The following is a 26,899-nucleotide window of genomic DNA, read 5'->3' on the forward strand; positions in this document are numbered from 1 at the left end:
CCTGTTATTACGCGCCCGAAGCGGCGGAGGCAGGCTGAGCCGCGGGTTGACCTGTCTGGGCGCCGCCAGCGGCCGCGTCGGAAGCCGGTGTGCCGGGCAGTTGCGCCGGCACGGGCTTGACCTGCTGGCCGGGACGCGCCTTGTCGGTGCCCTGGACGATCACGCGGTCACCCGGCTTCAGGCCGTTCGACACCACCCAGTACGAGCCGAAAGTGCCCGTGGTGACGAGCTGACGCAGCTCGACCTTGTTGTCGTTGTCGACGACGAGCGCGGTGGGCTGACCCTTCTGGTCGTGCGTGACGCCGACTTGCGGCACGATCAGCGCGTTCTGGTTCACGCCTTCTTCGATCTTCGCGCGCACGAACATGCCCGGCAGCAGCACGTGGTTCGGGTTCTTGAAGATCGCGCGCACCGTGACCGAGCCGGTGCCCGGGTCGACGGTCACGTCGGTGAACTGCAGCTTGCCCTTCTCGGAATAGATGCGGCCGTCCTCCAGCACCAGCGTGACCTGCGCGGCGCCGGGGCCGGTCGTCTTCAGACGCCCTTCCTGCATGTCGCGGCGCAGCTTCAGACCATCGAGGCTCGATTGCGTGAGGTCAACGTACATCGGATCGAGCTGCTGGACCGTGGCCATGAGTGTGGCCGCGCTCTGCTGCACGAAGGCGCCCGGCGTGACCTGCGACACGCCGATCTGGCCGGTTACGGGCGAGGTCACGTCGGTATAGCCGAGGTTGATCTGCGCGGTATCGACCGCGGCCTTGCCGGCGGCGACGTCGGCGGCGGCCTGGCCTGCGGCGGCGACCGCGTTGTCGTAGTCCTGCTTGCTGACCGCGTTCGCCGCGACCAGCACCTTGTAGCGACTGGCCTGCGCGGTGGTTGTCACGAGGTTCGCCTGCGCCTTGGCAAGCGATGCCTTCGCGTTGTTCAACGACGCGATGAAGGGCGCCGGATCGATCTTGTACAGACGCTGACCGGCCTTGACCTCGCTACCCTCGGTGAACTCGCGGCGCAGCACGATGCCGTCGACCCGCGCGCGCACTTGCGCGACGAGGAAGGCACTGGTACGACCGGGGAGTTCGGTGACGACGGGCACGGTCGTCGGCTGGAGGGTGACGACGCCGACTTCGGGCGTCTGGGGCGGCGGGGCAGATTGTTTTGGTCCGCACGCCGCCAGCAAGATGGCAGCCGTCGCGGCACTGATTAAGCGGAATGAAACCCGTTCGACGCGCATGGAGCGACCTCTGTCAAAGACTGGGAATGAAAAAGTGCGCGCATCCCTACCCCGGGGACGACAGCGCACACAAGCGCCTCTCGACGCTCAACCGGAAGCCCACGGATGCAAACCTGCGCCTGCAGGGCGCCCTGCTATGAATGCGCCATACCGGGGAATGCCGCACAGCACCGCCGTTTGGCGGCTGCGATAGCGTTTTGGAAGACAACAGTGACGGATATTAACCGGTCGTCACGGCTTGGGCTATCCGATCGTGGGGTGCTATTATATATACATTCACGAATGCATGTAAAAGTGCGTTTATATCTTCCAGGGATCGGGGGCCGCAAATTCGCGTCGCAATTCGGTTCGGAAATAGTCAAATTGTCATCAGGCCGACTTAAAAACGCCCGCATAAACCCCAGGATCAGCGCAGGTCATACCAATATGGTCAGAAGAACCAAAGAAGAGGCGCTGGAGACGCGCAACCGCATTCTCGACGCGGCCGAACGGATCTTCTTCCAGAAGGGCGTATCGCGCACGTCGCTGGCCGATATCGCCCAGGCCGCAGGCGTGACGCGCGGCGCCATTTATTGGCACTTCGCCCACAAGAGCGAGCTCTTCACCGAAATGTTCGATCGCGTGCTGCTGCCGCTCGACGAGCTGAAAGCGGCATCGCTCGATCCCAACGAAACCGATCCGCTCGGGCGCATCATGGAAATCTGTGTGGTCTGCCTGCGCGACACCGCCAACGATCCCCGCCGCCGCCGCGTGTTCGACATCCTGTTCCTGAAGTGCGAGCTGGTCGAAGAGATGGGGCCGGTGATGGAACGCTATCAGACCAATATGCGCGAGGGGCTCGCGAAGCTCGAGGGCGGTCTGCGCAACGCGATCTCGAAAGGCCAGATGCCCGCCGACCTCGACACGAAACTGGCCGCGGCGATGGTGCACGCGTTCGTCGGTGGCTCGTTGCGCGACATGCTGTTTTTGCCCGACGCGACCGACTTCGGCGCGCACGCGCAGCAGATGGTAGAAGTGATGTTCGACGGCTTGCGCGTCAGTCCGGCGTTGCGCAGAAAGGCGGCGTAGAAGGCGCGCAAGGGTTGAGGATCGGCACAGCGGGCGGTTCGGTGAACCGCCCGCTTTCTATTTGTGGAACGGGCCGCCCGCCCCCCGCGCCGGGTTCAGGCAACCGCACGGCGCGCTCGCGCCGCCTGATTCGACGCATAGATGTTGCCGCGCTCGAGCGGCGCGCCGCTGTTTAGCGCCGCGATCCACTGGTCGGTGCTCGCAACCGCCGCGAAGCGCGACTGCAACACTACGCTGAACACGCGATGAATCTCTTCCGCGCTCGCGAAGCCCGCACTGTTTTCATACGGCACCGAGCCGGTCGCGTCGTGCAGGAATTCGACGGCGAGGCCGGCATGCACCGCGTGGTTGATCGTCGATGCATCGCAGTTGTGAGTCATGTAGCCGGTGACCGTCAGCGTATCAATCTGCCGGGCGGCGAGCCAGTCGGCCAGATCGGTGCCGGCGAATGCGCTCGGCAGCGACTTCTCGACGAAATGGTCATGAGCGCGCGAGCTCACGACCGTGTGCAGTTCCGCGCCCGCGCTGCCGCGCGCGAACAGCGGCGAGGTGGCGGGCGCGACGTTCTGCACGACGACGACCGGCACGCTGGCGGCGCGCGCCGCATCGATCGCGCGAGCGATGTTGGCGAGCGACGTGCGCACGTCCGGAAATTCGATCGGCAGGTCGCCGCTCACGTATTCGTTCTGCACGTCGATGACGATCAGCGCACGGCGCGGCGCAGGTGTGTTCATGGCAGGGCTCCTTGTCAGAAAAACGGTCGATGGTGCGCGCCCGGCGAGATGGCCGCGGCGCGACGGCAATGACGGCATTGTTGCTCCGCTGCCTGTCCGCCGACAGCGGCCCAAATGACAAGCTTCGCTAGAATCGGGCCATACTTCTGGCATTCATGAATGAGGCGTGCGGCATGACCACCTTCGCATCTTCCGACGATATCTCCGATCAGGTGCCGCGCCACGTCGTCGCCGTCGTCGCGTTCGATCGCATCAGCCCGTTCCATCTGTCGGTGCCGTGCGTCGTGTTCGGGGAGGACCGCCGCGGCGGCGGTGTCCCCGCCTTTGACTTCCGCGTCTGCGCCGTGGAGACGGGCGCGCTCGCGACGACCGCGGGCTTCTCGATCGCGGTCACGCACGGACTCGAAGCGCTTGCCGACGCGCAGACGATCATCGTGCCGAGCTGGCGCGATCCCGACGAAACGCCGTCCGCCGCGCTTCTCGACGCGCTGAGGGCCGCGCATGCGCGCGGCGCGCTGCTTGTCGGCCTGTGCCTCGGCGCCTTCGTGCTGGCCGCGGCGGGCATCCTCGATGGACGGCCCGCTTCGACGCACTGGGCCTGGGCCGACGACTTCGCGCGCCGCTACCCGCGCGTGCGGCTGGACCCCGACGTGCTGTACGTCGACGACGGCAACGTGCTGACCTCGGCCGGCACCGCCGCCGGCCTCGACTGCTGCCTGCATGTGCTGCGCAAGATTTGCGGCGCGCGGGTGGCTAACCACGTCGCGCGCCGGCTGGTCGTCTCGCCGCATCGCCAGGGTGGTCAGGCGCAATACGTGCAGCAGCCGATGCCGCCGAACCCGCGTGGCGACCGTCTGTCTGGCCTGCTCGACTGGGTGAGCGGCAACCTGGCCGCGCCGCATACGCTCGACACACTTGCCGCGCGCGCGTTGATGAGCCGCCGCACCTTCACGCGACGGTTCCGGCTCGCGACCGGCACCACCGTCGGCGCGTGGCTGCTCGCGCAGCGGCTCGCGCGGGCGCAACAACTGCTGGAAAGCACCGACGAGTCGGTCGAAGCGATCGCGACGGGCGCCGGATTCGGCTCGGCCGCATCGCTGCGGCAGCATTTCGCGGACGCGTTTCGAACGTCTCCCAGCGCGTGGCGGCGGGAGTTTCGCGGGGATTAGTTGAAGGCGGCGAGAGCACCGCTATTTCGTAGTGCGCCGCCGGGATTTCGTAGTCGCGCGGGGATGTTTATCGCGCGTTGGATCAGGCGCTGCGCGCGCCGCGCGGCGTCAATGCTCGCTGAGCCAGCGCGCGACGTACAACAACAGCGCGACCAGAAAGATCATCCCGGCCCACGCCCAGTACGGCACGACCTGCTGACCAGGCTCTTGATGCGGCACGCCATGCGACCAGCTGTGCGACGCGCTTGCCGCGCGTCCGGGCAGAGCCTGGCCGTGCTCGATGCGCGTGCGCCGCGCGATGCCGCCAAGTGTGATCGGCCGCAAAAACACGTACTGGCGACGCGGCGCCGTGCCACGCGCGCGGTTCGGCCCCTTGCCGTGCTTGGCGCGCACGACGGCGTCGAACTCGGCGAAAAAGTCGTCGGCGATCTGCCGCAAGGCGCTCTCGAGCTGGCGCGTCGGCAGCTCGGCGAGCGGACCCGACGACGTCGCCCACAACGTGTAATCGATGCGCGTGCCGCGCTCGCGCCCGTCGTCCGCGCGCAAACGTACTTCGATCTGACCACGCAACGCGCCGATGCCCTCGGCTCGTGCCTTGAAGTTGATGGTGCGGCGCTGCGCGTCCGCCGGGCCGGAATCCTGGCCGGCAACGTGCGCGCGCGCGTGATAATGCGCGCGCAACGGGCCGAGCGGCACGGTCATCGTCAGCGCGTATTCGCCGTGGGCGAGACGCACGAACGACTCGCAGTTGTCGAGGCTGGCACGCAACAGCGCGAGGTCCTGCAACGCGTCCCAGACCTCGGACGGCGGCAGCGGAATCCGTAACGCGTCGTTCAGTTCCATGACAACCTCCCCCGATGAACGCGCCGACTGCGGGATCAGGACGTCTGATCGATGCGGTCGACACGCGATGCGTAAAAAGCGAGATAGCCCTTAATGCGACTGACCTGCTCGAACGGCGCTTCGTAACACCACACCGCGTTCTCGATCACGCCGTCTTCGGTGCGCAGATGGAAGTACGACGCGTCGCCCTTGAACGGGCAATGTGACGTGTGCGTCGAGCGTTCGAGCCGGGCCATATTCACGTGCTCGCGCGGGAAATAGAACACGTCGGCGAGGCCGGTCTCCGATAGCGTCAGCGCAGCCTGGGTGTCGGCCATCGTCACGCCGCCGTGAATCACGCGCACGCGATGGCCGTTGTCGCGAATCACGATGGTATGGCCGTCCGGCCGTTCCGCAGATGTCGACGCATCGCTCATGTCCAGGCTCCATGATGGGGTGTGCGCTGCACTACCGGCTATTGCCGCAACAACGGCAAAGCCACGGGACACGCCCGTGGCTTCATTATCGGCCAAACTCCGGCCGATTGCGCGCGCTTCCTGCGCGGCAGCGGACGGATCGAGCCGTTACTTCACGTTCCAGGTGAACGCGGATTTTACGTTGCCGTGCGCGGGCACACTAACCGAGCGCGTCTGTTCGCTGTCGTTGTAATTCGCGTGCACCGTATAGCGGCCGGGGCTCAGGCGCACCAGCATGAATGGTCCGCGCGACGTCGTGTTCAGCACTTCGCTGTTGTGTGCATCCACGATGCGCACGTGCACATCGGCAAGAAACTCTGCGTTGGGTCCGGTGAAACGCAAGGTCAGTGGCCACTGGGTTTGCGCTTGTCGCAGCGCTCGCGATTCGTCGAGGCCGACACCGCCCGATACGTACGATACGTCGCCCTGCTGCTGGACTTGTGGCAGACCGCCGCCGTTGGTGTTGCCCGCGCTGGTGTCGTCGGTCGTCGAGCCACCGGTCACGCCCGCCTGCTGCGCGTACGCGCCGCCCGCCAGTCCGAGCGTGAGCGCCGCGCACAGCGCAGCGGCTACGATCCTTTGCTGCTTGCGTTGGGTTTTCATCGGTTCGCTATCCTTGTTCGAGGCCTTGTCCAGACCCTGAACGATTGAAGCAACCAGCGTGCCAAGCATTCCGCAGCGTCGACCGACATGCACGACCATCGTGGCACCAAGCCGCCTGACACCCCTCGGTCTGTCCATGCCGCTCGCTGCAGCGCGGTTCCGACGGGCGAAAAAAAAGCCGGTCCTTGCAGTAAATGCAAAGGACCGGCAATCGCTACTACAGCTCAAACTGGGGTGGGCGATCCCTTCGAACCGCCCAAACAACTGGATCAGCCGAGATCAACAGGCACGAAAATCTGCGCGTTGTCCCGCTGGATCAGCAGCGCAATGCTGTTGCCTGCGCCCGAGATCATCTGCTTCAACTGATCGATGTTCGTGACCGGACGGCCGTTGACGGCGAGAATCACGTCGCCCGCCTGGATGCCGGCGCTCGCCGCCGCACCGCCCGCCTGCTGCACGAGCAGACCGTGCGACACCGACGCGCTGCTCTTCTCTTCCGGCGTCAGCGGCCGCACCGCGACACCGAGACGGCCTTGCAACTGGGTCTGCTGATCGGTCTTGCTCGCCGACGCGACCTTCGCGTCCGAGAACGAGCCAATCGTCACCTTCACGTCCTTGCTGGCCTTATCGCGCCACACTTTCAGCGTTGCCGAACTGCCCGGCGCAAGGCCTGCGATCTTCGACGGCAGATCCGTCGAATCGCTGACTTCGTCGCCATTCACCGACAAGATCACGTCGCCCGGCTGCAAGCCAGCCTTGGCCGCCGGGCCGTTGGCGTCGACCGAGCTGACCAGCGCGCCTTGCGGCTTCTGCATGCCGAACGACTCGGAGAGCGTCTGGTTCAAGCCCTGCACCGCGACGCCGAGACGGCCGCGGCTCACGTGACCGGTCTTGACGAGATCGTCCTTGACCTTGATCGCCTCGCTGATGGGGATCGCGAACGACAGGCCCTGGAAGCCGCCCGTCTGCGAGTAGATCATCGAGTTGATGCCGATGACTTCGCCTTGCAGATTAAAGAGCGGACCGCCCGAGTTGCCTGGATTCACCGGCACATCGGTCTGGATGAACGGCGTGTAGTTTTCGTTGGGCAGCGTGCGCGACTTCGCGCTGATGATGCCCGAGGTCACGGTGTTGTCGAAGCCATACGGCGAGCCGATCGCGACGACCCACTGACCAACCTTGCTCTGGCGCGGATCGCCGATCTTCACAGTCGGCAGATCGCTCGCGTTGATCTTCAGCACGGCGACGTCGGACTGCTGGTCGGCGCCAACCACCTTCGCCTTGAACTCGCGCTTGTCGGTGAGCTTCACGGTGACGACGTTCGCGCCATCGACCACGTGCGCGTTCGTCAGAATGTAGCCGTCATTGCTGATGATGAAGCCCGAGCCGAGGCTCGCGCTCGGCTGGTCGGGCGCGTCGCCGCCATCGCCGCCTTGCATGCCGGGCACGCCGCCGAAGAACCGCTTATAGAACTGATAGAAAGGATCGTTCGGATCGATCGGCAACTGGTTGCCATGGCGGTTGCCGCCATTACCGCGCAGCGCCGCTTGCTTGACCACGTGCTTCGCGCTGATGTTGACGACGGCCGGACCGTAGGTCTCGACGAGACCGGAGAAATCGGGGATACCGGTTTTGGCGGCAGCTTCGGCCGGCATCATCGCGGCGGCTTCCGCCGGCGAGATGATCTGCGGTGCGGGCACATCGCGATGGCCCGCCACATAGCCGGCTGAAAGCGCAGCGGCCACAGCTACCGCAACGGCGCCGCGGGACAAGGTTTTCGCGTTCATCATGAGCTCCTGACTGGAGAAAGTGACTTTGGATGTCGAGGAGCGTAAGGGGCGTCACTTAAACGAGTCTTAAGCAGCGACAGATCGCGGGAACCTTATCGGACCGGCCGAAACAGCCCGTCGCCACGGCATCAACGCCGGTTTTGGCCGAACAGTAAACCACCATGCTCAAAAGCGGACGATGACCTGCAAACCACCGGTCGGCGATTCACCGAGCGAGACTTGAGCATGATGTTGCGTGGCTATCCGGCGCACGATCGCGAGACCGAGGCCACTGCCCGTCACGTCGGCGCGCGCGCGATTCGCGCCCGCTCCCGCGCGATAGAAGCGGTCGAACACGCGCTCGCGATCGGCCGGATCGATACCGGGGCCGCTATCGGCAATCCGCACCACCGGACGGCCGTCCTCGACGCGCAGGCTGACGTCGACACTGCCGCCGCGCGGCGTGTACTTGGTCGCGTTGTCGAGGAGGTTGTTGAACATCACGCGCAGCGCTTCGGCGTCGCCGGTCACGCTGGCGGGCTCGCTCGCCTCGATGCCGAGGTCGACGCCGCGATTCACCGCGAGTGGCGCGTAGGTCGCGACGCACTCCTGAAGCAGCTCGCGCAGATCGAGCACCCCGGCGACGGCGGCGCCGTCCGGCTCGGCGCGCGCGAGCGCGAGCAGTTGCTCGGCGAGGCGCGTCGCGCGCGTGACGCCCGCCTGCAAATCGGCGAGCGCCTCGCCGCGCGCGGTGTCGTCCTTGGCGCGCGCGACCAGTTGCGCCTGAATCTGTACCGCGGCAAGCGGCGTGCGCAATTCGTGCGCGGCGTCGGCAACGAACGCCTTCTGGATATCGAGTGCGGTTGCGAGCCGTTGCAGCAGCCCGTTCAGCGCCCGCACGAGCGGCCGCACTTCGAGCGGCAAGCGCTGATCGGGCAACGGATCGAGCGCTTCGGGATGACGCGTGTCGAGCGCGCTCGTCACGCGCCGCAGCGGCTGTAGCCCACGGCCGACGATCACCCACACCGCGAGCCCGAGCAGCGGCAGCAGCACGATCAGCGGCCACAGCGTGCGCAGCGCGACATCGGCGGCGAGCCGGTTGCGCACCGACAGCGGCTGCGCGAGCTGCACGACGTTGTCACCGACAATCGCGCCATACACGCGCCATTCGCCGCGGTCGGTGCGCTCGGTCGAAAAACCGAGTTCAGCGCGCGGCGCGAGCGGCGCGCGCGGCCGCGAGTAATACATCAGCATGCCGTTGCGGTTCCAGATCTGCAGCACGATGCCCTCGTCGCCGGTATCGCGGCCGAGCACCTGGGAGAACGGCTCCGCCGGCAGCGCCGCGGCGATCTGCTCGAGCTGGTAGTCGAACAGTTCGTTCGCTTCGGCGAGCGCCTGCCGGTAGATCAGCCAACCCGCGATGCCGACGCCGAGCAGCACGAGCGCGAGCAGCCAGAACAACAGTTGTCGGCGAATCGAGCGCATCGGCTCAGGCGTCCTTCGCGATCATGTAGCCTAGCCCGCGCACGTTGCGGATCAAATCGGCGCCGAGCTTCTTGCGCAGTGCGTGGATATACACCTCGACGGTATTGCTGCCGATCTCCTCGCCCCAGCCGTACATCTTTTCCTCGAGCTGGCTCTTGGACAGCACCGCGCCGGGCCGCGCGAGCAGCGCTTCGAGCAACGCGAATTCGCGCGCGGACAGCGCGACCGGCGCGCCATCGAGCGTGACCTGGTGCGACGCGGGATCGAGGGTCAAGTTGCCGTGGCGAATCGTCGAATCGCTGCGGCCGGACTGGCGTCGGATCAGCGCTCGCATGCGCGCGCCGAGCTCGTCGAGATCGAAAGGTTTGACAAGATAATCGTCAGCGCCGGCGTCGAGGCCTTTGACTCGATCGGCGACCGCGTCGCGCGCGGTGACGATCAGCACCGGCAGCGCATTGCCGCGCGCGCGCAGTGCGCGCAGCACCTCGAGACCGTCGCGCTTGGGCAGACCGAGATCGAGCAACGCGAGATCGTAAGGCTGGGCTGCCGCCGCGTGCAGCGCCGCGTCGCCGTCCTCGACCCAATCGACGGCGAAGCCTTCGCCGCGCAGCGCCTTGCGCACGCCTTCGGCGATCATCCGGTCATCTTCGACTAGCAGGATGCGCATGGTTGTCCGTTCCAAATGATTGGATGATGCCGCATTCTAGCGCCCGCTTCCGGCCTGCGCGGTGTGTGGCGCTTTTTTCACCGCAGCGTCGCGGCATGTCACTACAATGGGCGCTTTGCGTCGCGCGACGGCCGTTGGGTAGCGCGACGGCGCGCTACCGCGCCGTCGATCCGACCAGCTTGCCGTTTCATTGTCCCGCGCACGCTGCACGCCGCACACCTTGAAATCCCGCTCGTCCGTTTGCCCGTTCACCCGTTCATGACGCACGCTTTTCTGTCTTCCATCGCACGCCGTATGGCGCTGCGCTCGCGCCGTATGCTCCATCGCGCAGTCTTCATGCCTAACCGCTTCGCGACGCGCGCCGCCGTCTGGCTCTGCGCCGCCACGCTCGGCGCGGGCGCGCTGCTGCCGCTGGCCGCGCAGGCACGCATCAAGGCCACACATCCGAGCGTCAACGTCACGACGGTACTGCCGCAACCGGTGATGGTCGGTCTGCACCGCGCGCACGTGCCGTTGTCGTCGATCAGCGTGGTCGTCGAAAAGGTCGGCGATCGCACGCCGATCCTCGCGCTGAACGCCGGCAAGCCGATGATGCCCGCCTCGACGATGAAGCTCGTCACCACCTATGCAGGCCTGTCGATCCTCGGCCCCGGCTACCGCTGGCGCACCAGCGCGTACGCGGACGGCCCGCTCGACGCGAACGGCGTGCTGCACGGCAATCTGTACATCCAGGGCACCGGCGACCCCAAGCTCGTGCCCGAAGAACTGATCGACCTCGTGCAGAAGATTCACAAGGCGGGCATCAACGGCATCGACGGCGCGCTAGTGCTCGACAAGCGCTACTTCGATCCGTCGACCCGCGACCTGCCCGCGTTCGACGACGACGTGAACGCACCGTACAACGTCGGCCCCGATCCGCTGCTGTACGCGTTCAAATCGCTGTCGTTCACGCTGACGCCATCGCCGGACGGCACGGTGGCGATCGACGTGCTGCCCGCGCTCGCTCAGTTGCGCATCGACAACCAGTTGCGCGCGACGAACGGCCCATGCCGCGGCGAGCTGCCGACGCCGACCGTCACGCCACAGCCTGACGGCACGCTCGTTGCGTCGTTCATCGGCGACCTGCCGGTGCGTTGCGATTCGCGCACGATCAACGTCGCCGTGCTCGATCACTCGACGTTCTTCTCGCGCGGCTTCCTCGCGCTGTGGCAGCAAACTGGCGGCACTTTCGCGGGCACGACCCGCGAAGGCGCGGTGCCCGCTGGCGCGAAGCTCGTCGCGACGCACGAGGGGCCGATGCTGTCGGACATCGTTCGCGACATCAACAAGTTCAGCAACAACACGATGGCGCGCAACCTGTTCTTGACCATCGGCGCCGCCGAGGAAAGAGCGCCCGCCACGCCCGCGAAAGCCGCGCGCGCGGTCGAAGCTTTCCTGACCCGCGACAGCCTGAACACCGAATACCTGTCGCTCGACAATGGCTCGGGCCTGTCGCGCGACGAGCACATCACCGCGCTCGCGCTCGCCGATGTGCTGCAGCGCGCGAACGCGAGCCCGGTCGCGCAGGTGTTCGTCGATTCGCTGCCGATCGCCGGTGTCGACGGCACGATGCGCAACCGCCTGACCAGCCAGGGCGCGGGCGGCAACGCTCACATCAAGACCGGCACGCTGCGCGACGTGCGCGCGATCGCGGGCTACGTCGCATCGGCCGACGGCAACAGCTACATCGTCGTCAGCCTGATCAACGATCCGCATTCCGAAGCGGCGCGCGCCGCACACGACGCGCTGCTCGAATGGGTGTACGAAGGCCCGTCGCAGGGCTTCACGAAGGTCGCCGCGCCCATCGAGGAAGTGCGCGAGAAGCCCAGGAAAAACCCGCGCAAGCGCGGCGGCCACTGAGTATTCCTTCTAGCGATGCCGCGCGCGGCAAGCTTCTAACCGTGTACGCTGTCGGGCATCATGCGGTGCGCGGCACCACGCGCTTGCAGCGCAGGGCGCCGGTCGTCGGACCGCGCGACCTTCACCAACGATAACGACACCACCCGCCGCGTACCGCGCGGCGGTCAGGGACCAGGAAGGGAGACACGATGCAATTCGATGCCGAATTGCTGCTGCTCGCCATGGCGCCCGTCTTTCTTGCCTGCATCGGCTGGGAGGCGTGGCACGTGAGCCGCACGCGCCCGGCCGAGCGGCTCTACAGCTGGCGCGACACGCTGTGCAACGCCGCGCTCGCGCTGCTGCAGCAGGCCGCCGACAAACTCGCGTGGCTCGCGATCATCCCTGTCTACGCGTTCTTCTACGAGCACTACCGCATTCATACATGGCCGGCGACGTGGCTGTCGTTCGTCGTGCTGTTCGTCGCGCAGGACCTGCTCTATTACGTGTTTCATCGCTGCAGTCATCGGGTTCGCTGGCTGTGGGCCGCACACGTCGTGCATCACTCGTCGGAGCGGATGAATTTTTCGACCGCGTTCCGCCAGAGCCTGATGTACCCGATCGCCGGCATGTGGGTGTTCTGGATGCCGCTCGCATTCCTCGGCTTTGCCCCTGAGCAGATCGTCGCGATCGTGCTGATCAATCTCGGCTTCCAGTTCTTCGTGCATACGCAGGTGATCGGCAAGCTCGGCTGGCTCGAGTACGTGTTCAACACGCCGTCGATCCATCGTGTGCATCATGCGCGCAACGATCGCTACATCGATCGCAATTACGCAGGTGTGCTGGTGATCTGGGATCGCCTGTTCGGCAGCTACGTCGACGAAGATCCGCACGAGACGCCGCAATACGGCATCGTCGAGCCGCTTTACACGTACAACCCGCTGAAAGCGACGTTCCACGAATGGGCGTCGATGGCCGCGGACTTCGCAAGCGTGCGCGGCTGGCGCAACAAGTGGCGCGCGCTGTTCGCACCGCCCGCCTGGGCCGCCGCTTATCATGCGCAGCGCGCGGTGATGCCTGGCGGCGCCAGCGGCCTCCACGCCGGATCGAACGCGCATCCGCATGCGGGTAGGAACGACACCATGAGCAAAGCCACCGCCGAACTACCCGGCTTGAACCCAAACCATATGGCCGCGCTGCGGACATCGCGCACGCCGTAGAAGATTCTGTAAGCTGTCGTCACGCCGCCAACGCGGTGGACGCCGCCTGCAACACATGGCATCAAGGGCCACACATACGAGGAGATGTAGTCAACATGAATAAAACCGCTTCGAAGAAACAGCAATGGTTGCGCGTCACCCAGATCGCCGTGGCGAGCGCAGCGTTCGCAGCGCTCGCAGCGTGCGGCGGTGGCGGCGACAACAATAGTTCGAGCAGCAACACGCCGCCGGGGGGCGTCTCGCTGCAGGTCGTGTCGTTCGGCGACAGCCTGTCGGATGTCGGCACCTACCAGGCGGCGGTTCAGGCGAACGTCGGCACGGGCGGCGGCCGCTTCACGACGAATCCGGGCGAAATCTGGACGCAGAAGGTCGCCGAGTACTATGGCGGCACGCTCACCCCCGCGTACGTCGGCGGCTTCGGCAACCCGCTCACCGCGGCGGGCGGTCTCGGTTATGCGCAAGGCGGCTCGCGTGTCGATCTGCAGCCGGGCGTCGGCTTCGCGCCGAACAACATGGCCGCGACTACGGTGCCGGTCACGACACAGGTCAGCGAGTATCTGTCTGCGCACAACAACAGCTTCAATTCGAACCAGCTCGTGCTGATCAACGGCGGCGCGAACGACATCTTCGTCGCGGTGCAAACGGTCTCGGCTGCCGGCACGGCAGCGGCCACGGCGGTGCTCCAGGCCGGCGGCAGCGCGGCCGCCGCACAGGCGGCGGCCGCCACCGCGTCGGCTACGGCCACGCAGACCGAGTTGCTGGCGATCCAGACCGCGGCGACCACGTTCGTCGCCACGGTGCAAAAGATCGTCGCCGCGGGCGCGACGCATGTGGTGGTGTCAAACGTGCCGGACATCGCGCAGACGCCGCAAGGTCTCGCCGCGGGCACATCAGGCCAGGCACTCATCAACGCACTGATTCAGACCTACAACGGCGTGCTGAAACAAGGGCTCGCGTCGACCTCGCAGGTGATTTACCTGGACTCGTTCGCGTTGCTGGACCAGACGTTGGCCAACTACCAGGCGCTCGGCTTCACCGTGTCGAATACGGGCACCGCGTGTAACCTGACGTCGATGGCTGCGGCGGCGACCGCGTACGCGACGAAGAACCCGAGCGTGCTCGCATCCGGCCAGACGGCGGCGGCTTTCGGCAACTCGCTAGCGTCGTCGCTGTTCTGTTCGCCGGAAACCTACACGGTGGCCGGCGCGGACCAGACCTACATCTTCGCCGACCTCGTGCATCCGACCACGCATATGGGCTCGCTGATCGCGCAGCAGGTCGAGAAGCAGATCGCTGCTAGCGGGCTTGGCAAGTAACACGGCGTCAAGCTTGCCTGGACAGCAAAAGGCCCGGCTCGTTGAACGAGCCGGGCCTTTGTCTATTTCCGGCAGCCACGCTACGCCGCGCAGCTAGCCGAACACCTCAGCGCTGCGCTTCGAATGCCGCCGCCGCGCGCCCGAGCCGATCGTTGACCGCGATCCATTCGATCGTGTCGGGCAGCTTCTCGATCAGAATCCGCGTGACGTTCGCGCGATCGAGCGCGCGCAGCAAGCCGTAGAGTTCGCGCGCATAGACGTGCGGGTCTTCCGGCGCCGCGACGAAATGCACGCCGTCGGCATCGGCCCACTGTCCCGCACGCGACGCGCGCGCGACCAGCGCGACGCGCTCGCCCGGCGCGCGCACCGCGAGCAGCGGCTCGAGTTCGCTAAACGGCAGCAGCGCGAGCGGCGTCTGCGGCGCGTAATGCGCTTTCAACGTGCCCGACGCGCGCGGCGCGGTCGCATCCGACCCGTCGGGCAGACGCGGCGCCTCGCCAAGCACGTCGGCGATATCCCGCGGCGTCACGCGACCGGGCCTCAGCAGCGCCGGAAAGCCGCGCGACAGATCCAGAATCGTCGACTCGATGCCGACATCCGACGCGCCGCCATCGAGCACATGAATCGTGCTGCCGAACTCGTCGCGCACATGCTGCGCGGTGGTCGGGCTCACATGTCCGAAGCGGTTCGCCGACGGCGCGGCGACGCCGCCATGGCCGCCGCGCAACGCGCTGAACGCTTCGAGCAAGGCCTGCGCTACCGGATGCGACGGGCAGCGCAGTCCCACCGAATCCTGCCCGCCGCTGACCGCCGCGGGAATCCGCGCGGCGCGCTTGAGGATCAGCGTGAGCGGCCCCGGCCAGAACGCGTCGATCAGGCGCTGCGCATCGGCCGGCAAATACTCGACCCAGTAGTTCGGATCGCCATGCGGCGCGAGATGCACGATCACCGGATGATTGGCCGGCCGTCCCTTCGCCGCGTAAATGCGCGCGACCGCGTCCGGGTTCTCGGCATCGCCGCCGAGGCCGTACACGGTCTCGGTCGGAAACGCGACCAGCCCACCCGCGTCGAGCAAGGCCGCCGCGTGCTCGATCTGCGCGGCGCTGACCGGCAACGCGTTGGTAGCGTCCTCGGCGGGTTTCTGTTGATCCGGCATGGCGCGCGCTTCAGCTGGTAGCAATGTGCAGCAGCCGCGCGCAATCGCGCGCCGCGGTGCGGGCTTCTTCGAGCGTCGACGCGGTGAAGTTCACGTGACCCATCTTGCGGCCGCAACGCGCCTCTTCCTTACCGTACAGATGCAGGCGCGCGGCCGGCATCGCGGCGACTTCCTGCCACGGCGGCGTGACCGCCGCGCGCTTCGGACCGTCCGGGAACCACACGTCGCCGAGGATGTTCAGCATCACCGCCGGCGAATGCTGGCGCGTGTCGCCGAGCGGCATGCTGGTCATCGCGCGCACCTGCTGCTCGAACTGGCTCGTCGCGCACGCGTCGACCGTGTAGTGGCCGGAGTTGTGCGGACGCGGCGCCATTTCGTTGGCGACCAGCGAGCCGTCTTCGAGAATGAAAAACTCGACGCACAGCACGCCGACATAGCCGAGTGTCTCGGCGATCCGCAGCGCGGCCTGTTGAGCCTGCTGCACCAGCGCGGGCGATGCATCCGGCGCGGGAACGATGGTGTGCGACAGCACGCCGTCGCGATGGGTGTTCTGCGCAAGCGGATAGACGACCGACGCCCCGCTCGCCGTGCGCGCGATCAGCGCCGACACTTCGAACTTCAGCGGCAGGCGCTTCTCGAGCACGCACGGCACGCCGCCGAGCGACGCATGCGCCTCGCGCACTTCCTCGGCGTTACGCACGCGAATCTGACCCTTGCCGTCGTAGCCCATGCGCGCCGTTTTCAGAATACCGGGCAGCACCGCTTCGAGCGCGGCATCGCCCAGCCCCGCAAGCGCATCCGACGACTCGATCACGACGTGCGGCGCGACCGTCACGCCCGACGACGCGATAAAGCGCTTCTCGGCGATCCGGTCTTGCGCGACGGCGACGCAACGCCCCGCCGGGCTCACGAAGGTGGTCTTGCCGAGAAAGTCGAGGCTCGCGGCCGGCACGTTCTCGAATTCGGTCGACACCGCCGCGCACAGCCGCGCGAGTTCGGTCAGCGCCGCTTCGTCGTCGTAGGCCGCGCGCAGGTGGCGGTCTGCGACCGCGCCCGCCGGGCTGGTTTCGTCCGGATCGAGGACGGCAACGCGATAGCCCATCGCCTGGGCGGCAAAACAGAACATGCGGCCGAGCTGGCCGCCACCGACCATGCCAAGCCATGCGCCGGGCAGAATCGGTGAAACCGGTGTGTTGTCAGGGTTCATCTTGGTGGTCGGTCGCAGCCGGATACGCGTCGCGCTCGCATACCGAGCGGCGGGCACCCGGCCGGGGGTCGGACAGGGGACGTCTTATCAAACAACCGGCGCGCTTACAGCGCCGGCAATACCATCGCGTGCGCCGCTTCGTTCTGGCGCACGCGGAATGCAGCGAGCTTGTCCGCGTATTCGGCGCTGGTGCCGGACAGCAGCGACACCGCGAACAGCGCCGCGTTCGCGGCGCCCGCTTCGCCGATCGCAAACGTCGCGACCGGCACGCCCTTGGGCATCTGCACGATCGAATGCAGCGAATCGACGCCCTTCAGATACTTGCTCGCGACCGGTACGCCGAGCACCGGCACCGTGGTTTTCGCGGCCAGCATGCCGGGCAGGTGCGCCGCGCCGCCCGCGCCCGCGATGATTGCGCGAATGCCGCGCTCGCGCGCGCTTTCAGCATAGGCGAACATTTCGTCCGGCATGCGGTGCGCGGACACGACCTTCGCTTCGTACGGCACGCCGAATTCCTGCAGAATCGCGACGGCGTTTTTCATCACTTCCCAGTCGGAACTGGAGCCCATCAATACGCCGACGACCGGCGCGTCATGCTTATGGGCGGTTTGTGCTTCACTCATCTTTACGGCTTCCTTGTTTCCGGGCGATGCGCGCCTGACACGGCGCGCGCAATCAGATTAGTCGAGCTTGTGCCCGGTCAGGCGCTCGAGCGCTTCCTGGTACTTCTCGCCCGTCTTTGCGACCACATCGTCCGGCAGCTTCGGCGCCGGCGGCTCTTTCTTCCACGGCTGGGTTTCGAGCCAATCGCGCACGAACTGCTTGTCGAACGACGGCGGGTTGGTGCCGACCTGGTACTGGTCGGCCGGCCAGAAGCGCGACGAATCGGCCGTGAGCGCCTCATCCATCAGGTACAGCTTGCCGTGGTTATCGAGACCGAATTCGAACTTCGTGTCCGCGATGATGATGCCGCGCGTCGCCGCGTAATCAGCGGCTTCCTTGTACAGGCGGATCGAGATGTCGCGAATCGTCGCCGACAGCTCTGTGCCGATGCGGCGCTCCATCTCGTCGTAGGTGATGTTTTCGTCGTGGTGGCCCATCTCGGCCTTGGCAGCCGGCGTGAAGATCGGCTCGGGCAGCTTCTGCGCGTTTTGCAGGCCCGCCGGCAGTTGCACGCCGCAGACCGACCCGGTGGCCTGGTAATCTTTCCAGCCGCTGCCGGCCAGATAGCCGCGCACCACCGCTTCGACGAGGATCGGCTCGAGACGCTTGACGACCACCGCGCGCCCCTTGACCTGCTCGACTTCGTCCGGCGCGACCACCGACTCGGGCGCGACGCCCGTCAGGTGATTCGGCACCACGTGCTGCAGTTTCTCGAACCAGAAGTTCGCCATCGCGTTAAGCACGCGGCCCTTGTTCGGAATCGGCTCGCCCATGATCACGTCGAACGCCGACAGTCGGTCGGTCGTGACGATCAGCAACTGGTCGTTGCCCACCGCATAGTTGTCGCGGACTTTGCCGCGGCCGAGCAGCGGCAGAGAGCGGAGCGTGGATTCGTAAAGGGTAGACATCGTCGAGGTTCGCTAAAAGTGGGGCAAAAAATGTGACCGGAACAAATGGGAAACGCCGTTCCCCCGATGATGCGGGAACGGCGATCGGACGACAACCTGGCCAAACGGCTAAGCGCGCGGCCAGGCGCGGAGCCAAAACTAAAGCTTAGCGGACGACTTGCGCGAGCTCGCCCGACTTGTACTTCTCCGCAATTTTATCAAGCGAAACCGGCTTGATCTTGCCAGCCTGGCCTTCACAGCCGAATTGCGTGTAACGGTCGATACAGATCTTCATCGCCGCTTCGCGCGCCGGCTTCAGGTAATCGCGCGGATCGAACTTGCCCGGGTTGGTCGCCATGTAGCGGCGGATCGCGCCCGTGATCGCCAGACGAAGGTCGGTGTCGATGTTGACCTTGCGCACGCCGTGACGGATACCTTCCTGGATTTCCTCGACCGGCACGCCGTAGGTTTCCTTCATGTCGCCGCCGAATTCGCGGATTTCCGCGAGCAGCTCCTGCGGCACCGACGACGAGCCGTGCATCACGAGGTGCGTGTTCGGAATGCGCTGATGGATTTCCTTGATGCGCTGAATCGACAGGATGTCTCCCGTCGGCTTCTTGCTGAACTTGTAGGCGCCGTGCGAGGTGCCGATCGCGATGGCCAGCGCGTCGCACTGGGTCAGCTTGACGAAGTCGGCGGCCTGCTCCGGATCGGTCAGCAGCTGCTCGCGCGTCATCGTACCTTCGGCGCCGTGGCCATCTTCCTTGTCGCCCTTCATCGTTTCGAGCGAACCGAGCACGCCCAGCTCCGCCTCGACGGTGACGCCGATCGAGTGCGCCGCTTCGACGACCTTGCGCGACACTTCGACGTTGTACTCGTACGATGCGACCGTCTTGCCGTCGGCTTCGAGCGAACCGTCCATCATCACGCTGGTGAAACCGCTGCGGATCGCCGCCATACACACTGCCGGCGACTGACCGTGATCCTGGTGCATCACGACCGGAATGTGCGGATACGACTCGACCGCCGCTTCGATCAGATGACGCAGGAACGGCTCGCCCGCGTACTTACGCGCGCCAGCCGACGCCTGCATGATGACCGGGGCGTTGACCTTGTCGGCCGCGGCCATGATCGCCTGCACCTGCTCCAGGTTGTTCACGTTGAATGCCGGAAGGCCATAGCCGTTTTCCGCGGCATGGTCCAGCAGTTGACGCATTGATACGAGAGGCATGCTTAAACTCCTTGGATTGAAACGAATTCTTTTGCCGTCGGCATCTTTTGCGGCGATTTTATCGCGAAGCACGCGGCGTTCCCGCGGCGACACCGGCGCTTTGGTGCGCCGTCGCACATGGACCGTGCGGGTTTCGCCGGCCTGCTTCGCTCAATCGAGCCCGTGCCGATCGAGCAGTCCTGCCCTGATCAGTACGGTTCACCGACCCGCACGATCTTCAACGTATTTGTGCCGCCCGCCTGCCCCATCGGCTCACCGACCGTCAGCACGACCATATCGCCGTGCGACGCGTAGCCCTTGCCGACCACCGTTTCGAGCGCCTGCTGCAGCGCCGTGTCGCGGTCGGTGTTGGTGTCCAGATGCAGCGAGGTCACGTTGCGGTATAGCGCCATCGCGCGTTCGCTGCCGACGCGCGGCGTCAGCGCGAAGATCGGCACGTGGGTCCAGTGGCGCGACATCCACAGCGCGGTCGAGCCCGATTCGGTGAGCGCAACGATCGCCTTGGCGCCGAGATGATAGGCGGTGAAGAGGGCACCCATCGCGATCGACTGGTCGATCCGCGTGAACGTGCGGTCGAGGAAATCCTTGTCGAGCTCCGACTGCTCGGACTTTTCCGCTTCGACGCAGATCGCGGCCATGGTCTCGATGGTCTGTACCGGGTACTTGCCCGCCGCCGATTCCGCCGACAGCATCACCGCGTCGGTGCCGTCGAGCACCGCATTGGCGACGTCCGACACTTCCGCGCGGGTCGGCACCGGCGCGTGGATCATCGACTCCATCATCTGCGTCGCGGTGATCACGAACTTGTTCGACTCGCGCGCCATGCGGATCATGCGCTTTTGCAGCGCCGGCACGGCGGCATTGCCGACTTCCACGGCCAGGTCGCCACGCGCGACCATGATGCCGTCCGAAGCGTCGAGAATGCCTTGCAGCGCCGGAATCGCTTCGGCGCGCTCGATCTTCGCGATCATCTTCGGCTTGATGCCGTACGGCGCGCCGGCGATGTTCGCGAGCTGGCGGGCCATTTCCATGTCGGTCGCGTTCTTCGGGAACGACACCGCGATGAAATCGACGCCGAGCGACATCGCCGTGCGGATGTCCTCCATGTCCTTCGCGGTCAGCGCGGGCGCCGACAGGCCGCCGCCCTGGCGGTTGATGCCCTTGTTGTTCGACAGCTCACCGCCGATCTTCACGATCGTGTGGATCTCCTGGCCGATCACGCGCTGCACGTTGAGCACGATCAGGCCGTCGTTGAGCAGCAGCACGTCGCCCGGCTTCAGGTCGCGCGGCAGGTCCTTGTAGTCGAGGCCGACGCGCTCGTCGTTGCCGAGCTCGCATTCCGCATCGAGGATGAAAGGATTGCCGGTGACGAGCGTCGTGCGGCCGTTCTCGAATTTGCCGACGCGAATCTTCGGGCCTTGCAGGTCGGCCATGATGGCGACTTCGCGGCCCGCCTGACGGGCCGCCTCGCGAACGTATTCGGCGCGCTGGCGATGGTCGTCGGCGGTGCCGTGTGAGAAATTGAGCCGCACCACGTCCAATCCTGCCTGAATCATTTGCAGCAGGATTTCCGGCGTGCTGGAAGCCGGACCGACAGTAGCGACAATCTTGGTGGCGCGATGCATGAGTCTCCTCGTCTGGATAGGATCGCTGGAAAGAGCGCTGCGGGGCTGCTGCGGAGTTCGCGCATCGAACGATGCTACGTGGGGTCGCGCGCCGGTTGGGGCCGGTGTCGCTTTGTGGAGTGAGGCGGGTGATGCGGTGTTCGGGACCGGCGCCTCGCGCGCCGGAGATTTGCTGTCCTGCTTGCCGGAAGGCTGTTCCGGCTGGGCCGAATCGTGTTGACCAGATTCGGCTTGTGAAGAAGTTGGCAGTTGCTGCACGTTGGCGGCCGCGGGCGCTATCAGCGCCTCGGCCGCCACGTCCTGTCCGGCCGTCGCCGACGCAGCGGCCGCGCGTGTCGCGCGCTCCCGTGCCGGTGTTGTCGCGCTACCGCGCGGCGCTTTCGCGCCACGCGCCTTGGTCGACTTCGCCGCCGGGGAGCGCGTCGCCACGTTAAGCCCGCGATTCCAGAACTTCGACCGCCGGCAGCTTCTTGCCCTCGAGGAACTCGAGGAACGCGCCGCCGCCCGTCGAAATGTAGCTGACCTGATCGTGGATGCCGTACTTGGCGATCGCCGCGAGCGTGTCGCCGCCGCCTGCGATCGAGAACGCAGCCGAGCGCGCGATCGCGTCCGCGAGCGTCTTCGTGCCGTTGCCGAACTGGTCGAACTCGAACACGCCGACCGGGCCGTTCCACACGATCGTGCCGGCCTTCTCGAGCTGTGCGGCGAGCACCTTGGCCGTTTCCGGGCCGATGTCGAGAATCATGTCGTCGTCCTGCACATCGGCGACGGCCTTCACTTCGGCCTTCGCGGTCGGCGAGAACTCCTTGGCCGTGACCACGTCGGTCGGAATCGGCACCGAGGCGCCGCGGGCCTTGGCCGCGTCGATGATCGCCTTCGCTTCGGCGACGAGATCGGCTTCGGCGAGCGACTTGCCGATCTTCAGGCCGGCCGCGAGCATGAACGTATTGGCGATGCCGCCGCCGACGATCAGCTGGTCGACCTTCTCAGCGAGCGACTTCAGGATGGTCAGCTTGGTCGACACCTTCGAACCCGCGACGATCGCCACAAGCGGACGCTTCGGTGCGCCGAGCGCCTCGCCGAGCGCTTCGAGCTCAGCGGCGAGCAGCGGACCCGCGCAGGCGACCGGCGCATATTTCGCGATGCCATGCGTGGTCGCTTCGGCGCGGTGCGCGGTGCCGAACGCGTCGTTCACGTAGATATCGCAGAGCTTGGCCATTTTCTGCGCGAGCTCGTCGGAATCTTTCTTTTCGCCCTTGTTCACGCGGCAGTTTTCGAGCAGCACGACCGAGCCCGGCGTGACGTTCACGCCGTTTTCGACCCAGTTCGCGACGAGCGGCACGTCGCGGCCTAGCAGCTCGGCGAGACGCTTCGCCACCGGCGCGAGCGAGTCTTCCGGCTTGAAGTCGCCTTCGGTCGGGCGACCCAGGTGCGAGGTGACCATCACGGCGGCGCCGGCGTCGAGCGCGGCCTTGATAGCCGGCACGGAAGCGCGGATGCGGGTGTCTTCGGTGATGTTGCCTTGATCGTCCTGCGGCACGTTCAGATCGGCGCGGATGAACACGCGTTTGCCGGACAGCTTGCCTTCGGCGATCAGGTCAGAGAGACGCAATACCTTGTTCATGGGCTTGAGTATGCGAGTTGATGAGAAGGCGGTGGCGGACAGCGCGCGGGGACGAGACGCGGCGAACTCCGGCGCTTCGGCCCAACGGCTCCGCGGGATCGGGCGCCGGCGGCCGGCCGCGGCACCAGGCGCCTTGCGGGGGCGCGCTCAACCCGGAAGAGGGCATTTTAACTGATCCCAACGGCCATCTGACCGCGACGCGGCGAATCTCGCGTATTTGACCGCGAGGCCGTCGCTGCCGCGCGGCGCGGCATCATCTCCACACTTGGAGCCGGACCATCACAGGAAGACGCGCATCAGCGTGAACACGACCATTCCGGTCACGATCGTGCCGAGCATGGTGCGGCGCCACAAAAACCAGCCGAGGCCGGCGAGGGTCGCGTAAAGCTCATGATTGGAAGCCGCCAACGACAGTCCGTCGGGTGTCGTCAACACGTCGGGCACCACCACGGCGGCGAGCGCGGCGGCCGGCGCGTAGCGCAGCATCTTCTGCACGCGCGCCGGCAGTACCGTGCGCTCGCCGCCGATCAGGAACATCGCGCGCGTGAGCGCGGTGACGAAGGTCATGCCGAAGATGGCGAGCCAGATTTGCGTTGAGGTCATCGGGAATCTCCGGCGCGATCGTTCACGCCGCGGATGCGGCGCAGGTCGGCGCGCTCGATCATCAGGTCGGCTGCGCTGCCGGCGACGATCGCCGCGATCACCGCGAACGGCAGCGCGAGCCGATACGGCAGATCGAGCGCGAGCAGCGCCACGATGGCGGCCACGCTGACCGCGGCCAACGTGGAGCGCGTCGCGACCGCCGACACCATGATGGGCAACAGCGCGAGCGTACCGGCAAGCGCGAGCCCCCAGTTGTCCGGAATCAGGCTCGCGAGCAGGATGCCGACGATCGACGACACCTGCCACGACAGCCAGCTCGATACTGCCATGCCCCAGAAGTACGCCTCCTTGCCCGGCACGTAGCCGGTCGGAAAGCTCTTCTTGACGAAGAGCAGATAGATCACGTCGCCGTTGAAATAGCCGAGCACGATGCGCCGCCACATCGGCAGATACGAGAAGTGCGGCGCGAGGCCGACGCTGAAGATCACGAAGCGGGTGTTGACCATCGCCGCGGTCAGCAGCACGGTCCACACCGGCAGCTTCGCCGCGAGGAGCGGCAGCACCGCCAGCTGCGACGAACCGGCGTAGCACAGCAGGGACATCGTGAGCGCCTGCGGCAGCGTCAGCACGGACTTGCTCATCGCGATGCCCGTCACGAGGCCCCAGGAAAAAATTGCCATCAGCGTGGGGGCATAGGCGCGCGCGCCTTCACGAAAAGCGCGGCGATCGGTGTCGGACAGTCGAGCGAGCATCGGGCGAAGATTGCGGGCGCAGGGAACGCCGTCAAGAAGGCCGGGCCGGCGCCAGCTTGCGAGACCACCCGCTGGCGCATCCGGAGTTGATTTATGCGTGCGCTGGATTATAGCGTCCGGGGTGCGCCCAAATGCCCGTTGTGTGTGCAAAAGACGCTAAAATAGCGCTCCCGGCTATGTCCTGCGCTCATGGCCGCACCTCATAACGCACCTGCTGGAGAACCGTATGTCAATGGCCGACCGCGACGGCAAGATCTGGATGGATGGCAAGCTCATCGACTGGCGCGATGCCAAAATCCACGTGCTCACCCACACGCTGCACTACGGCATGGGCGTGTTCGAGGGTGTGCGCGCTTACAAGACGGCCGACGGCGCCACCGCGATTTTCCGCCTGCAGGAGCACACCAAGCGCCTGCTGAACTCGGCGAAGATCTTCCAGATGGACGTGCCGTTCGACCATGAAACGCTCGCCGCCGCGCAGCGCGAAGTGGTCCGCGAGAACAAGCTCGAGACGTGCTATCTGCGCCCGATCATCTGGGTCGGCTCGGAAAAGCTCGGCGTGTCGGCCAAGGGCAACACGATTCACGTCGCGATCGCCGCGTGGCCGTGGGGCGCCTACCTCGGCGAAGACGGCATCACCAAGGGTATTCGCGTGAAGACGTCGTCGTTTACGCGCCATCACGTGAACGTGTCGATGGTGCGCGCGAAGGCGTCGGGCTGGTACGTGAACTCGATCCTCGCGAACCAGGAAGCGATCGCCGACGGCTACGACGAAGCGCTGCTGCTCGACGTCGACGGCTACGTGTCGGAAGGCTCGGGGGAGAACTTCTTCCTCGTCAACAACGGCAAGCTGTACACGCCTGACCTGTCGTCGTGCCTCGACGGCATCACGCGCGACACCGTGATCACGCTCGCGCGCGACATGGGCATCCAGGTGATCGAAAAACGCATCACGCGCGACGAAGTCTATACCTGCGACGAAGCGTTCTTCACCGGCACGGCAGCCGAAGTCACGCCGATCCGCGAACTCGACAATCGCAAGATCGGCGCCGGCGTGCGCGGCCCGATCACCGAAAAGCTGCAGTCCGCCTTCTTCGACGTCGTGAACGGCAAGAGCGAGAAGTACGCGCACTGGCTCACGAAAATCTGAGCGACGTTTCGAGATGTGCCGCGCCGCCCATCGGCGGCGCACTGCAAGCACCCCGCATACAACGAGAAAGTGTCATGAGCGAAATCAAGGAAATGCCGCTGGTCGAACTGACGGCAAAAGATCTGCCGGCATATTGTCCGAACCCGGCCATGCCGCGCTGGAGCGCGCATCCGCGCGTGTTCATCGACGTGTCGCACGGCGAAGCGCGTTGCCCGTATTGCAGCACGCGCTACAAGCTGCGCGACGGCGAAGTGATCAAGGGTCATTGATCCCCCGCATCGAGCGGTCCTGAGCCGGCTTCAGCGGCGCGAGGCGCGACTTTCCGATCGCGCACTCGCCGCGCCGCAGGCTCGATCGCACGACCCGCGAGGCCCTCGCGCCGCGCGGCTTTCCGCTTTCCCCTTTTACCCATCCGAGTGCCACGCGCATCGCGCGCGGCGCTTGTTATCGACACCGGACACCCACTCTGATGCGTCGCGCGTTGGTTATCGCACCGAACTGGATCGGTGACGCATTGATGGCGCAGCCGCTGTTTGCGCGCCTCGTGAAATTGCATCCGCGCATCGTCATCGACGCGGTCGCGCCCAGTTGGGTCGCCCCCGTGCTCGAACGCATGCCGGAAATCCGCGACGTCTACGCGACCGATCTCGCTCACGGCAAGCTGCAGATGCTGCGCCGCTGGCAGCTGTCGAGCGATCTGCGCGACGTCGGCTACGACGCGGCCTACGTGCTGCCGAACTCGTTCAAGTCGGCGCTGATTCCGTGGCTGGCGGGCATTCCGCTGCGCATCGGCTACACCGGCGAGAGTCGCTACGGCATGCTGAACGTGCGTCACGCGAATCCGCGCAAGGACGCGCGGCCGCCGATGGTCGGCCACTACGCCGCCCTCGCCTACGCGCCCGGTGCCAAGGTCCCCGAAGATCTGCCGATGCCGCGTCTCGACACGGATCTGAACGAGGCGTCGCGCGTGTCGGCGCGCTTCAATCTCGATACCCGCGTGCCGCTGCTGGTGTTCTGCCCCGGCGCCGAGTACGGTCCCGCCAAGCGCTGGCCGCCCGAGCACTTCGCCGCGCTCGCGCAGATGGTCGGCCAGTCGTTCCCGTACACGCAGATCGTCGCGCTCGGTTCGCCGAAAGACGCGCCGCTCGCGCAGGCGATCGCCGAAAAAGCGCCGAACGTGCGCAACCTGTGCGGCCAGACCGCGCTCGGCGAGGCCTGCGCGCTGATCGCGCGGGCCAACGCGGTGGTCACCAACGACTCCGGCCTGATGCACGTCGCCGCCGCGCTGCGCCGCCCGCTCGTGGCCGTTTTCGGTTCGACCGATCCGCGCCACACCCCGCCCTTGTCCGAGCTCGCGAAGGTACAATGGCTTCATCTCGAATGCAGCCCCTGTTTTGAGCGCGAGTGCCCGCTCGGTCATCTGAACTGCCTGAAGCACTTGAGCGCCGAGCAGGTTTTCGGCGATTTGCGCGGCATGCTGCTCGCGCAGCGCTGAGCCGACTGGTACTTGCACGCAACACCGCACGCCCCCGAGCGCGTCGCGTCATGTTCGCGCCTTGCGGCGCG

25 protein-coding genes are annotated in these 26,899 nt (G+C 66.1%); 8 read left to right on the top strand and 17 right to left on the bottom strand.

Going from position 1 to position 26,899, the window contains the following annotated elements:
* Positions 1-7 precede the first annotated feature (7 nt).
* On the bottom strand, positions 8-1,231 hold the full coding sequence (locus AB3X95_RS07875) for an efflux RND transporter periplasmic adaptor subunit (protein ID WP_184226428.1): 1,224 nt from the start codon (positions 1,229-1,231) through the stop codon (positions 8-10).
* A 426-nt stretch (positions 1,232-1,657) separates the two neighbouring features.
* Here AB3X95_RS07875 and AB3X95_RS07880 point away from each other — a divergent pair, with 426 nt between their 5' ends.
* The gene (locus tag AB3X95_RS07880; protein ID WP_176110258.1) at positions 1,658-2,299 is read left to right on the top strand and encodes a TetR family transcriptional regulator; all 642 of its coding nucleotides are present in this window, start codon (positions 1,658-1,660) and stop codon (positions 2,297-2,299) included.
* 95 nt (positions 2,300-2,394) lie between these two features.
* Here the strand turns inward: AB3X95_RS07880 and AB3X95_RS07885 are convergent, their stop codons facing one another.
* Positions 2,395-3,033, bottom strand: coding sequence for an isochorismatase family protein (locus AB3X95_RS07885; protein ID WP_176365644.1), 639 nt, complete (start codon positions 3,031-3,033; stop codon positions 2,395-2,397).
* A gap of 173 nt (positions 3,034-3,206) precedes the next feature.
* On the opposite strand from AB3X95_RS07885, the gene AB3X95_RS07890 reads away from it, so the two are divergent.
* Complete coding sequence (locus AB3X95_RS07890) at positions 3,207-4,202, top strand: helix-turn-helix domain-containing protein (protein ID WP_176121754.1); 996 nt, start codon at positions 3,207-3,209, stop codon at positions 4,200-4,202.
* Between the two features lie 108 nt (positions 4,203-4,310).
* Here the strand turns inward: AB3X95_RS07890 and AB3X95_RS07895 are convergent, their stop codons facing one another.
* From AB3X95_RS07895 to AB3X95_RS07920, 6 genes are all read right to left on the bottom strand, one after another.
* Positions 4,311-5,045 (bottom strand): CoxG family protein, encoded by a 735-nt coding sequence (locus AB3X95_RS07895; RefSeq protein WP_368621036.1) that lies wholly within the window; start codon positions 5,043-5,045, stop codon positions 4,311-4,313.
* 35 nt (positions 5,046-5,080) lie between these two features.
* Positions 5,081-5,461, bottom strand: a complete 381-nt coding sequence (locus tag AB3X95_RS07900; protein WP_013090413.1) for a DUF427 domain-containing protein — start codon at positions 5,459-5,461, stop codon at positions 5,081-5,083.
* 147 nt (positions 5,462-5,608) lie between these two features.
* The gene (locus tag AB3X95_RS07905; RefSeq protein ID WP_368613544.1) at positions 5,609-6,103 is read right to left on the bottom strand and encodes a carboxypeptidase regulatory-like domain-containing protein; all 495 of its coding nucleotides are present in this window, start codon (positions 6,101-6,103) and stop codon (positions 5,609-5,611) included.
* Between the two features lie 269 nt (positions 6,104-6,372).
* A complete protein-coding gene (locus AB3X95_RS07910) occupies positions 6,373-7,890 on the bottom strand; it encodes a DegQ family serine endoprotease (RefSeq protein WP_368621104.1) in 1,518 nt (505 codons plus the stop codon).
* 168 nt (positions 7,891-8,058) lie between these two features.
* Complete coding sequence (locus AB3X95_RS07915) at positions 8,059-9,357, bottom strand: ATP-binding protein (protein ID WP_368621037.1); 1,299 nt, start codon at positions 9,355-9,357, stop codon at positions 8,059-8,061.
* Between the two features lie 4 nt (positions 9,358-9,361).
* Complete coding sequence (locus tag AB3X95_RS07920) at positions 9,362-10,024, bottom strand: response regulator (protein WP_368621038.1); 663 nt, start codon at positions 10,022-10,024, stop codon at positions 9,362-9,364.
* 258 nt (positions 10,025-10,282) lie between these two features.
* Between AB3X95_RS07920 and dacB the strand changes: the two genes are divergently transcribed.
* From dacB to AB3X95_RS07935, 3 genes are all read left to right on the top strand, one after another.
* Positions 10,283-11,923: a D-alanyl-D-alanine carboxypeptidase/D-alanyl-D-alanine-endopeptidase gene (gene dacB, locus AB3X95_RS07925; RefSeq protein WP_368621039.1), complete on the top strand. Its 1,641-nt coding sequence runs from the start codon at positions 10,283-10,285 to the stop codon at positions 11,921-11,923.
* Positions 11,924-12,111: 188 nt separating this feature from the next.
* The gene (locus AB3X95_RS07930; RefSeq protein ID WP_368621040.1) at positions 12,112-13,119 is read left to right on the top strand and encodes a sterol desaturase family protein; all 1,008 of its coding nucleotides are present in this window, start codon (positions 12,112-12,114) and stop codon (positions 13,117-13,119) included.
* A 95-nt stretch (positions 13,120-13,214) separates the two neighbouring features.
* Positions 13,215-14,435 carry an SGNH/GDSL hydrolase family protein gene (locus AB3X95_RS07935; RefSeq protein WP_368621041.1) on the top strand — a complete coding sequence of 407 codons (1,221 nt, stop codon included), beginning with the start codon at positions 13,215-13,217 and terminating at the stop codon, positions 14,433-14,435.
* A gap of 106 nt (positions 14,436-14,541) precedes the next feature.
* On the opposite strand, the gene AB3X95_RS07940 is transcribed toward AB3X95_RS07935, so the two are convergent.
* From AB3X95_RS07940 to AB3X95_RS07980, 9 genes are all read right to left on the bottom strand, one after another.
* Positions 14,542-15,591 (bottom strand): L-threonylcarbamoyladenylate synthase, encoded by a 1,050-nt coding sequence (locus AB3X95_RS07940; protein ID WP_368621042.1) that lies wholly within the window; start codon positions 15,589-15,591, stop codon positions 14,542-14,544.
* Between the two features lie 10 nt (positions 15,592-15,601).
* Positions 15,602-16,798 (bottom strand): 5-(carboxyamino)imidazole ribonucleotide synthase, encoded by a 1,197-nt coding sequence (locus AB3X95_RS07945; RefSeq protein WP_176121763.1) that lies wholly within the window; start codon positions 16,796-16,798, stop codon positions 15,602-15,604.
* Between the two features lie 104 nt (positions 16,799-16,902).
* Positions 16,903-17,421, bottom strand: a complete 519-nt coding sequence (gene purE / locus AB3X95_RS07950; protein WP_013090423.1) for a 5-(carboxyamino)imidazole ribonucleotide mutase — start codon at positions 17,419-17,421, stop codon at positions 16,903-16,905.
* A 57-nt stretch (positions 17,422-17,478) separates the two neighbouring features.
* The gene (locus AB3X95_RS07955) at positions 17,479-18,369 is read right to left on the bottom strand and encodes a phosphoribosylaminoimidazolesuccinocarboxamide synthase (protein WP_013090424.1); all 891 of its coding nucleotides are present in this window, start codon (positions 18,367-18,369) and stop codon (positions 17,479-17,481) included.
* A 145-nt stretch (positions 18,370-18,514) separates the two neighbouring features.
* Positions 18,515-19,579 (bottom strand): class II fructose-bisphosphate aldolase, encoded by a 1,065-nt coding sequence (gene fba, locus AB3X95_RS07960; RefSeq protein ID WP_184226434.1) that lies wholly within the window; start codon positions 19,577-19,579, stop codon positions 18,515-18,517.
* A gap of 188 nt (positions 19,580-19,767) precedes the next feature.
* Entirely contained in the window at positions 19,768-21,204 is a 1,437-nt protein-coding gene (pyk, locus tag AB3X95_RS07965; protein ID WP_013090425.1) for a pyruvate kinase, read from the bottom strand.
* Between the two features lie 430 nt (positions 21,205-21,634).
* Complete coding sequence (locus AB3X95_RS07970; RefSeq protein ID WP_368621043.1) at positions 21,635-22,828, bottom strand: phosphoglycerate kinase; 1,194 nt, start codon at positions 22,826-22,828, stop codon at positions 21,635-21,637.
* Positions 22,829-23,107: 279 nt separating this feature from the next.
* Entirely contained in the window at positions 23,108-23,431 is a 324-nt protein-coding gene (locus tag AB3X95_RS07975) for an AzlD domain-containing protein (RefSeq protein WP_176105140.1), read from the bottom strand.
* Positions 23,428-24,183, bottom strand: a complete 756-nt coding sequence (locus AB3X95_RS07980) for an AzlC family ABC transporter permease (protein ID WP_176121766.1) — start codon at positions 24,181-24,183, stop codon at positions 23,428-23,430. Before AB3X95_RS07980 ends, AB3X95_RS07975 begins: the two co-directional genes overlap by 4 nt.
* 226 nt (positions 24,184-24,409) lie before the next feature.
* Here AB3X95_RS07980 and AB3X95_RS07985 point away from each other — a divergent pair, with 226 nt between their 5' ends.
* From AB3X95_RS07985 to waaF, 3 genes are all read left to right on the top strand, one after another.
* Complete coding sequence (locus AB3X95_RS07985) at positions 24,410-25,333, top strand: branched-chain amino acid transaminase (RefSeq protein ID WP_176105138.1); 924 nt, start codon at positions 24,410-24,412, stop codon at positions 25,331-25,333.
* 74 nt (positions 25,334-25,407) lie between these two features.
* On the top strand, positions 25,408-25,602 hold the full coding sequence (locus AB3X95_RS07990; protein WP_013090430.1) for a zinc-finger domain-containing protein: 195 nt from the start codon (positions 25,408-25,410) through the stop codon (positions 25,600-25,602).
* Positions 25,603-25,802: 200 nt separating this feature from the next.
* On the top strand, positions 25,803-26,828 hold the full coding sequence (waaF, locus tag AB3X95_RS07995; RefSeq protein WP_368621044.1) for a lipopolysaccharide heptosyltransferase II: 1,026 nt from the start codon (positions 25,803-25,805) through the stop codon (positions 26,826-26,828).
* Positions 26,829-26,899 lie beyond the last annotated feature (71 nt).

The sequence above is a fragment of the Paraburkholderia sp. BR13444 genome, from assembly GCF_040948755.1.
In the GTDB taxonomy this organism is placed as follows: Bacteria; Pseudomonadota; Gammaproteobacteria; order Burkholderiales; family Burkholderiaceae; genus Paraburkholderia; species Paraburkholderia youngii.

Excerpts from the sequence above, each read along its gene's own strand:
- AB3X95_RS07915 (WP_368621037.1), bottom strand. The coding sequence starts at position 9,357 with ATGCGCTCGATTCGCCGACAACTGTTGTTCTGGCTGCTCGCGCTCGTG.
- AB3X95_RS07980 (WP_176121766.1), bottom strand. The coding sequence starts at position 24,183 with ATGCTCGCTCGACTGTCCGACACCGATCGCCGCGCTTTTCGTGAAGGC.
- AB3X95_RS07890 (WP_176121754.1), top strand. The coding sequence starts at position 3,207 with ATGACCACCTTCGCATCTTCCGACGATATCTCCGATCAGGTGCCGCGC.
- AB3X95_RS07945 (WP_176121763.1), bottom strand. The coding sequence starts at position 16,798 with ATGAACCCTGACAACACACCGGTTTCACCGATTCTGCCCGGCGCATGG.
- AB3X95_RS07940 (WP_368621042.1), bottom strand. The coding sequence starts at position 15,591 with ATGCCGGATCAACAGAAACCCGCCGAGGACGCTACCAACGCGTTGCCG.
- AB3X95_RS07935 (WP_368621041.1), top strand. The coding sequence starts at position 13,215 with ATGAATAAAACCGCTTCGAAGAAACAGCAATGGTTGCGCGTCACCCAG.
- AB3X95_RS07955 (WP_013090424.1), bottom strand. The coding sequence starts at position 18,369 with ATGTCTACCCTTTACGAATCCACGCTCCGCTCTCTGCCGCTGCTCGGC.
- AB3X95_RS07910 (WP_368621104.1), bottom strand. The coding sequence starts at position 7,890 with ATGAACGCGAAAACCTTGTCCCGCGGCGCCGTTGCGGTAGCTGTGGCC.
- purE (WP_013090423.1), bottom strand. The coding sequence starts at position 17,421 with ATGAGTGAAGCACAAACCGCCCATAAGCATGACGCGCCGGTCGTCGGC.
- dacB (WP_368621039.1), top strand. The coding sequence starts at position 10,283 with ATGACGCACGCTTTTCTGTCTTCCATCGCACGCCGTATGGCGCTGCGC.
- AB3X95_RS07930 (WP_368621040.1), top strand. The coding sequence starts at position 12,112 with ATGCAATTCGATGCCGAATTGCTGCTGCTCGCCATGGCGCCCGTCTTT.
- AB3X95_RS07885 (WP_176365644.1), bottom strand. The coding sequence starts at position 3,033 with ATGAACACACCTGCGCCGCGCCGTGCGCTGATCGTCATCGACGTGCAG.
- AB3X95_RS07970 (WP_368621043.1), bottom strand. The coding sequence starts at position 22,828 with ATGAACAAGGTATTGCGTCTCTCTGACCTGATCGCCGAAGGCAAGCTG.
- fba (WP_184226434.1), bottom strand. The coding sequence starts at position 19,579 with ATGCCTCTCGTATCAATGCGTCAACTGCTGGACCATGCCGCGGAAAAC.
- AB3X95_RS07900 (WP_013090413.1), bottom strand. The coding sequence starts at position 5,461 with ATGAGCGATGCGTCGACATCTGCGGAACGGCCGGACGGCCATACCATC.
- AB3X95_RS07920 (WP_368621038.1), bottom strand. The coding sequence starts at position 10,024 with ATGCGCATCCTGCTAGTCGAAGATGACCGGATGATCGCCGAAGGCGTG.
- AB3X95_RS07895 (WP_368621036.1), bottom strand. The coding sequence starts at position 5,045 with ATGGAACTGAACGACGCGTTACGGATTCCGCTGCCGCCGTCCGAGGTC.
- pyk (WP_013090425.1), bottom strand. The coding sequence starts at position 21,204 with ATGCATCGCGCCACCAAGATTGTCGCTACTGTCGGTCCGGCTTCCAGC.
- AB3X95_RS07985 (WP_176105138.1), top strand. The coding sequence starts at position 24,410 with ATGTCAATGGCCGACCGCGACGGCAAGATCTGGATGGATGGCAAGCTC.
- AB3X95_RS07880 (WP_176110258.1), top strand. The coding sequence starts at position 1,658 with ATGGTCAGAAGAACCAAAGAAGAGGCGCTGGAGACGCGCAACCGCATT.
- AB3X95_RS07990 (WP_013090430.1), top strand. The coding sequence starts at position 25,408 with ATGAGCGAAATCAAGGAAATGCCGCTGGTCGAACTGACGGCAAAAGAT.
- AB3X95_RS07875 (WP_184226428.1), bottom strand. The coding sequence starts at position 1,231 with ATGCGCGTCGAACGGGTTTCATTCCGCTTAATCAGTGCCGCGACGGCT.
- waaF (WP_368621044.1), top strand. The coding sequence starts at position 25,803 with ATGCGTCGCGCGTTGGTTATCGCACCGAACTGGATCGGTGACGCATTG.
- AB3X95_RS07905 (WP_368613544.1), bottom strand. The coding sequence starts at position 6,103 with ATGAAAACCCAACGCAAGCAGCAAAGGATCGTAGCCGCTGCGCTGTGC.
- AB3X95_RS07975 (WP_176105140.1), bottom strand. The coding sequence starts at position 23,431 with ATGACCTCAACGCAAATCTGGCTCGCCATCTTCGGCATGACCTTCGTC.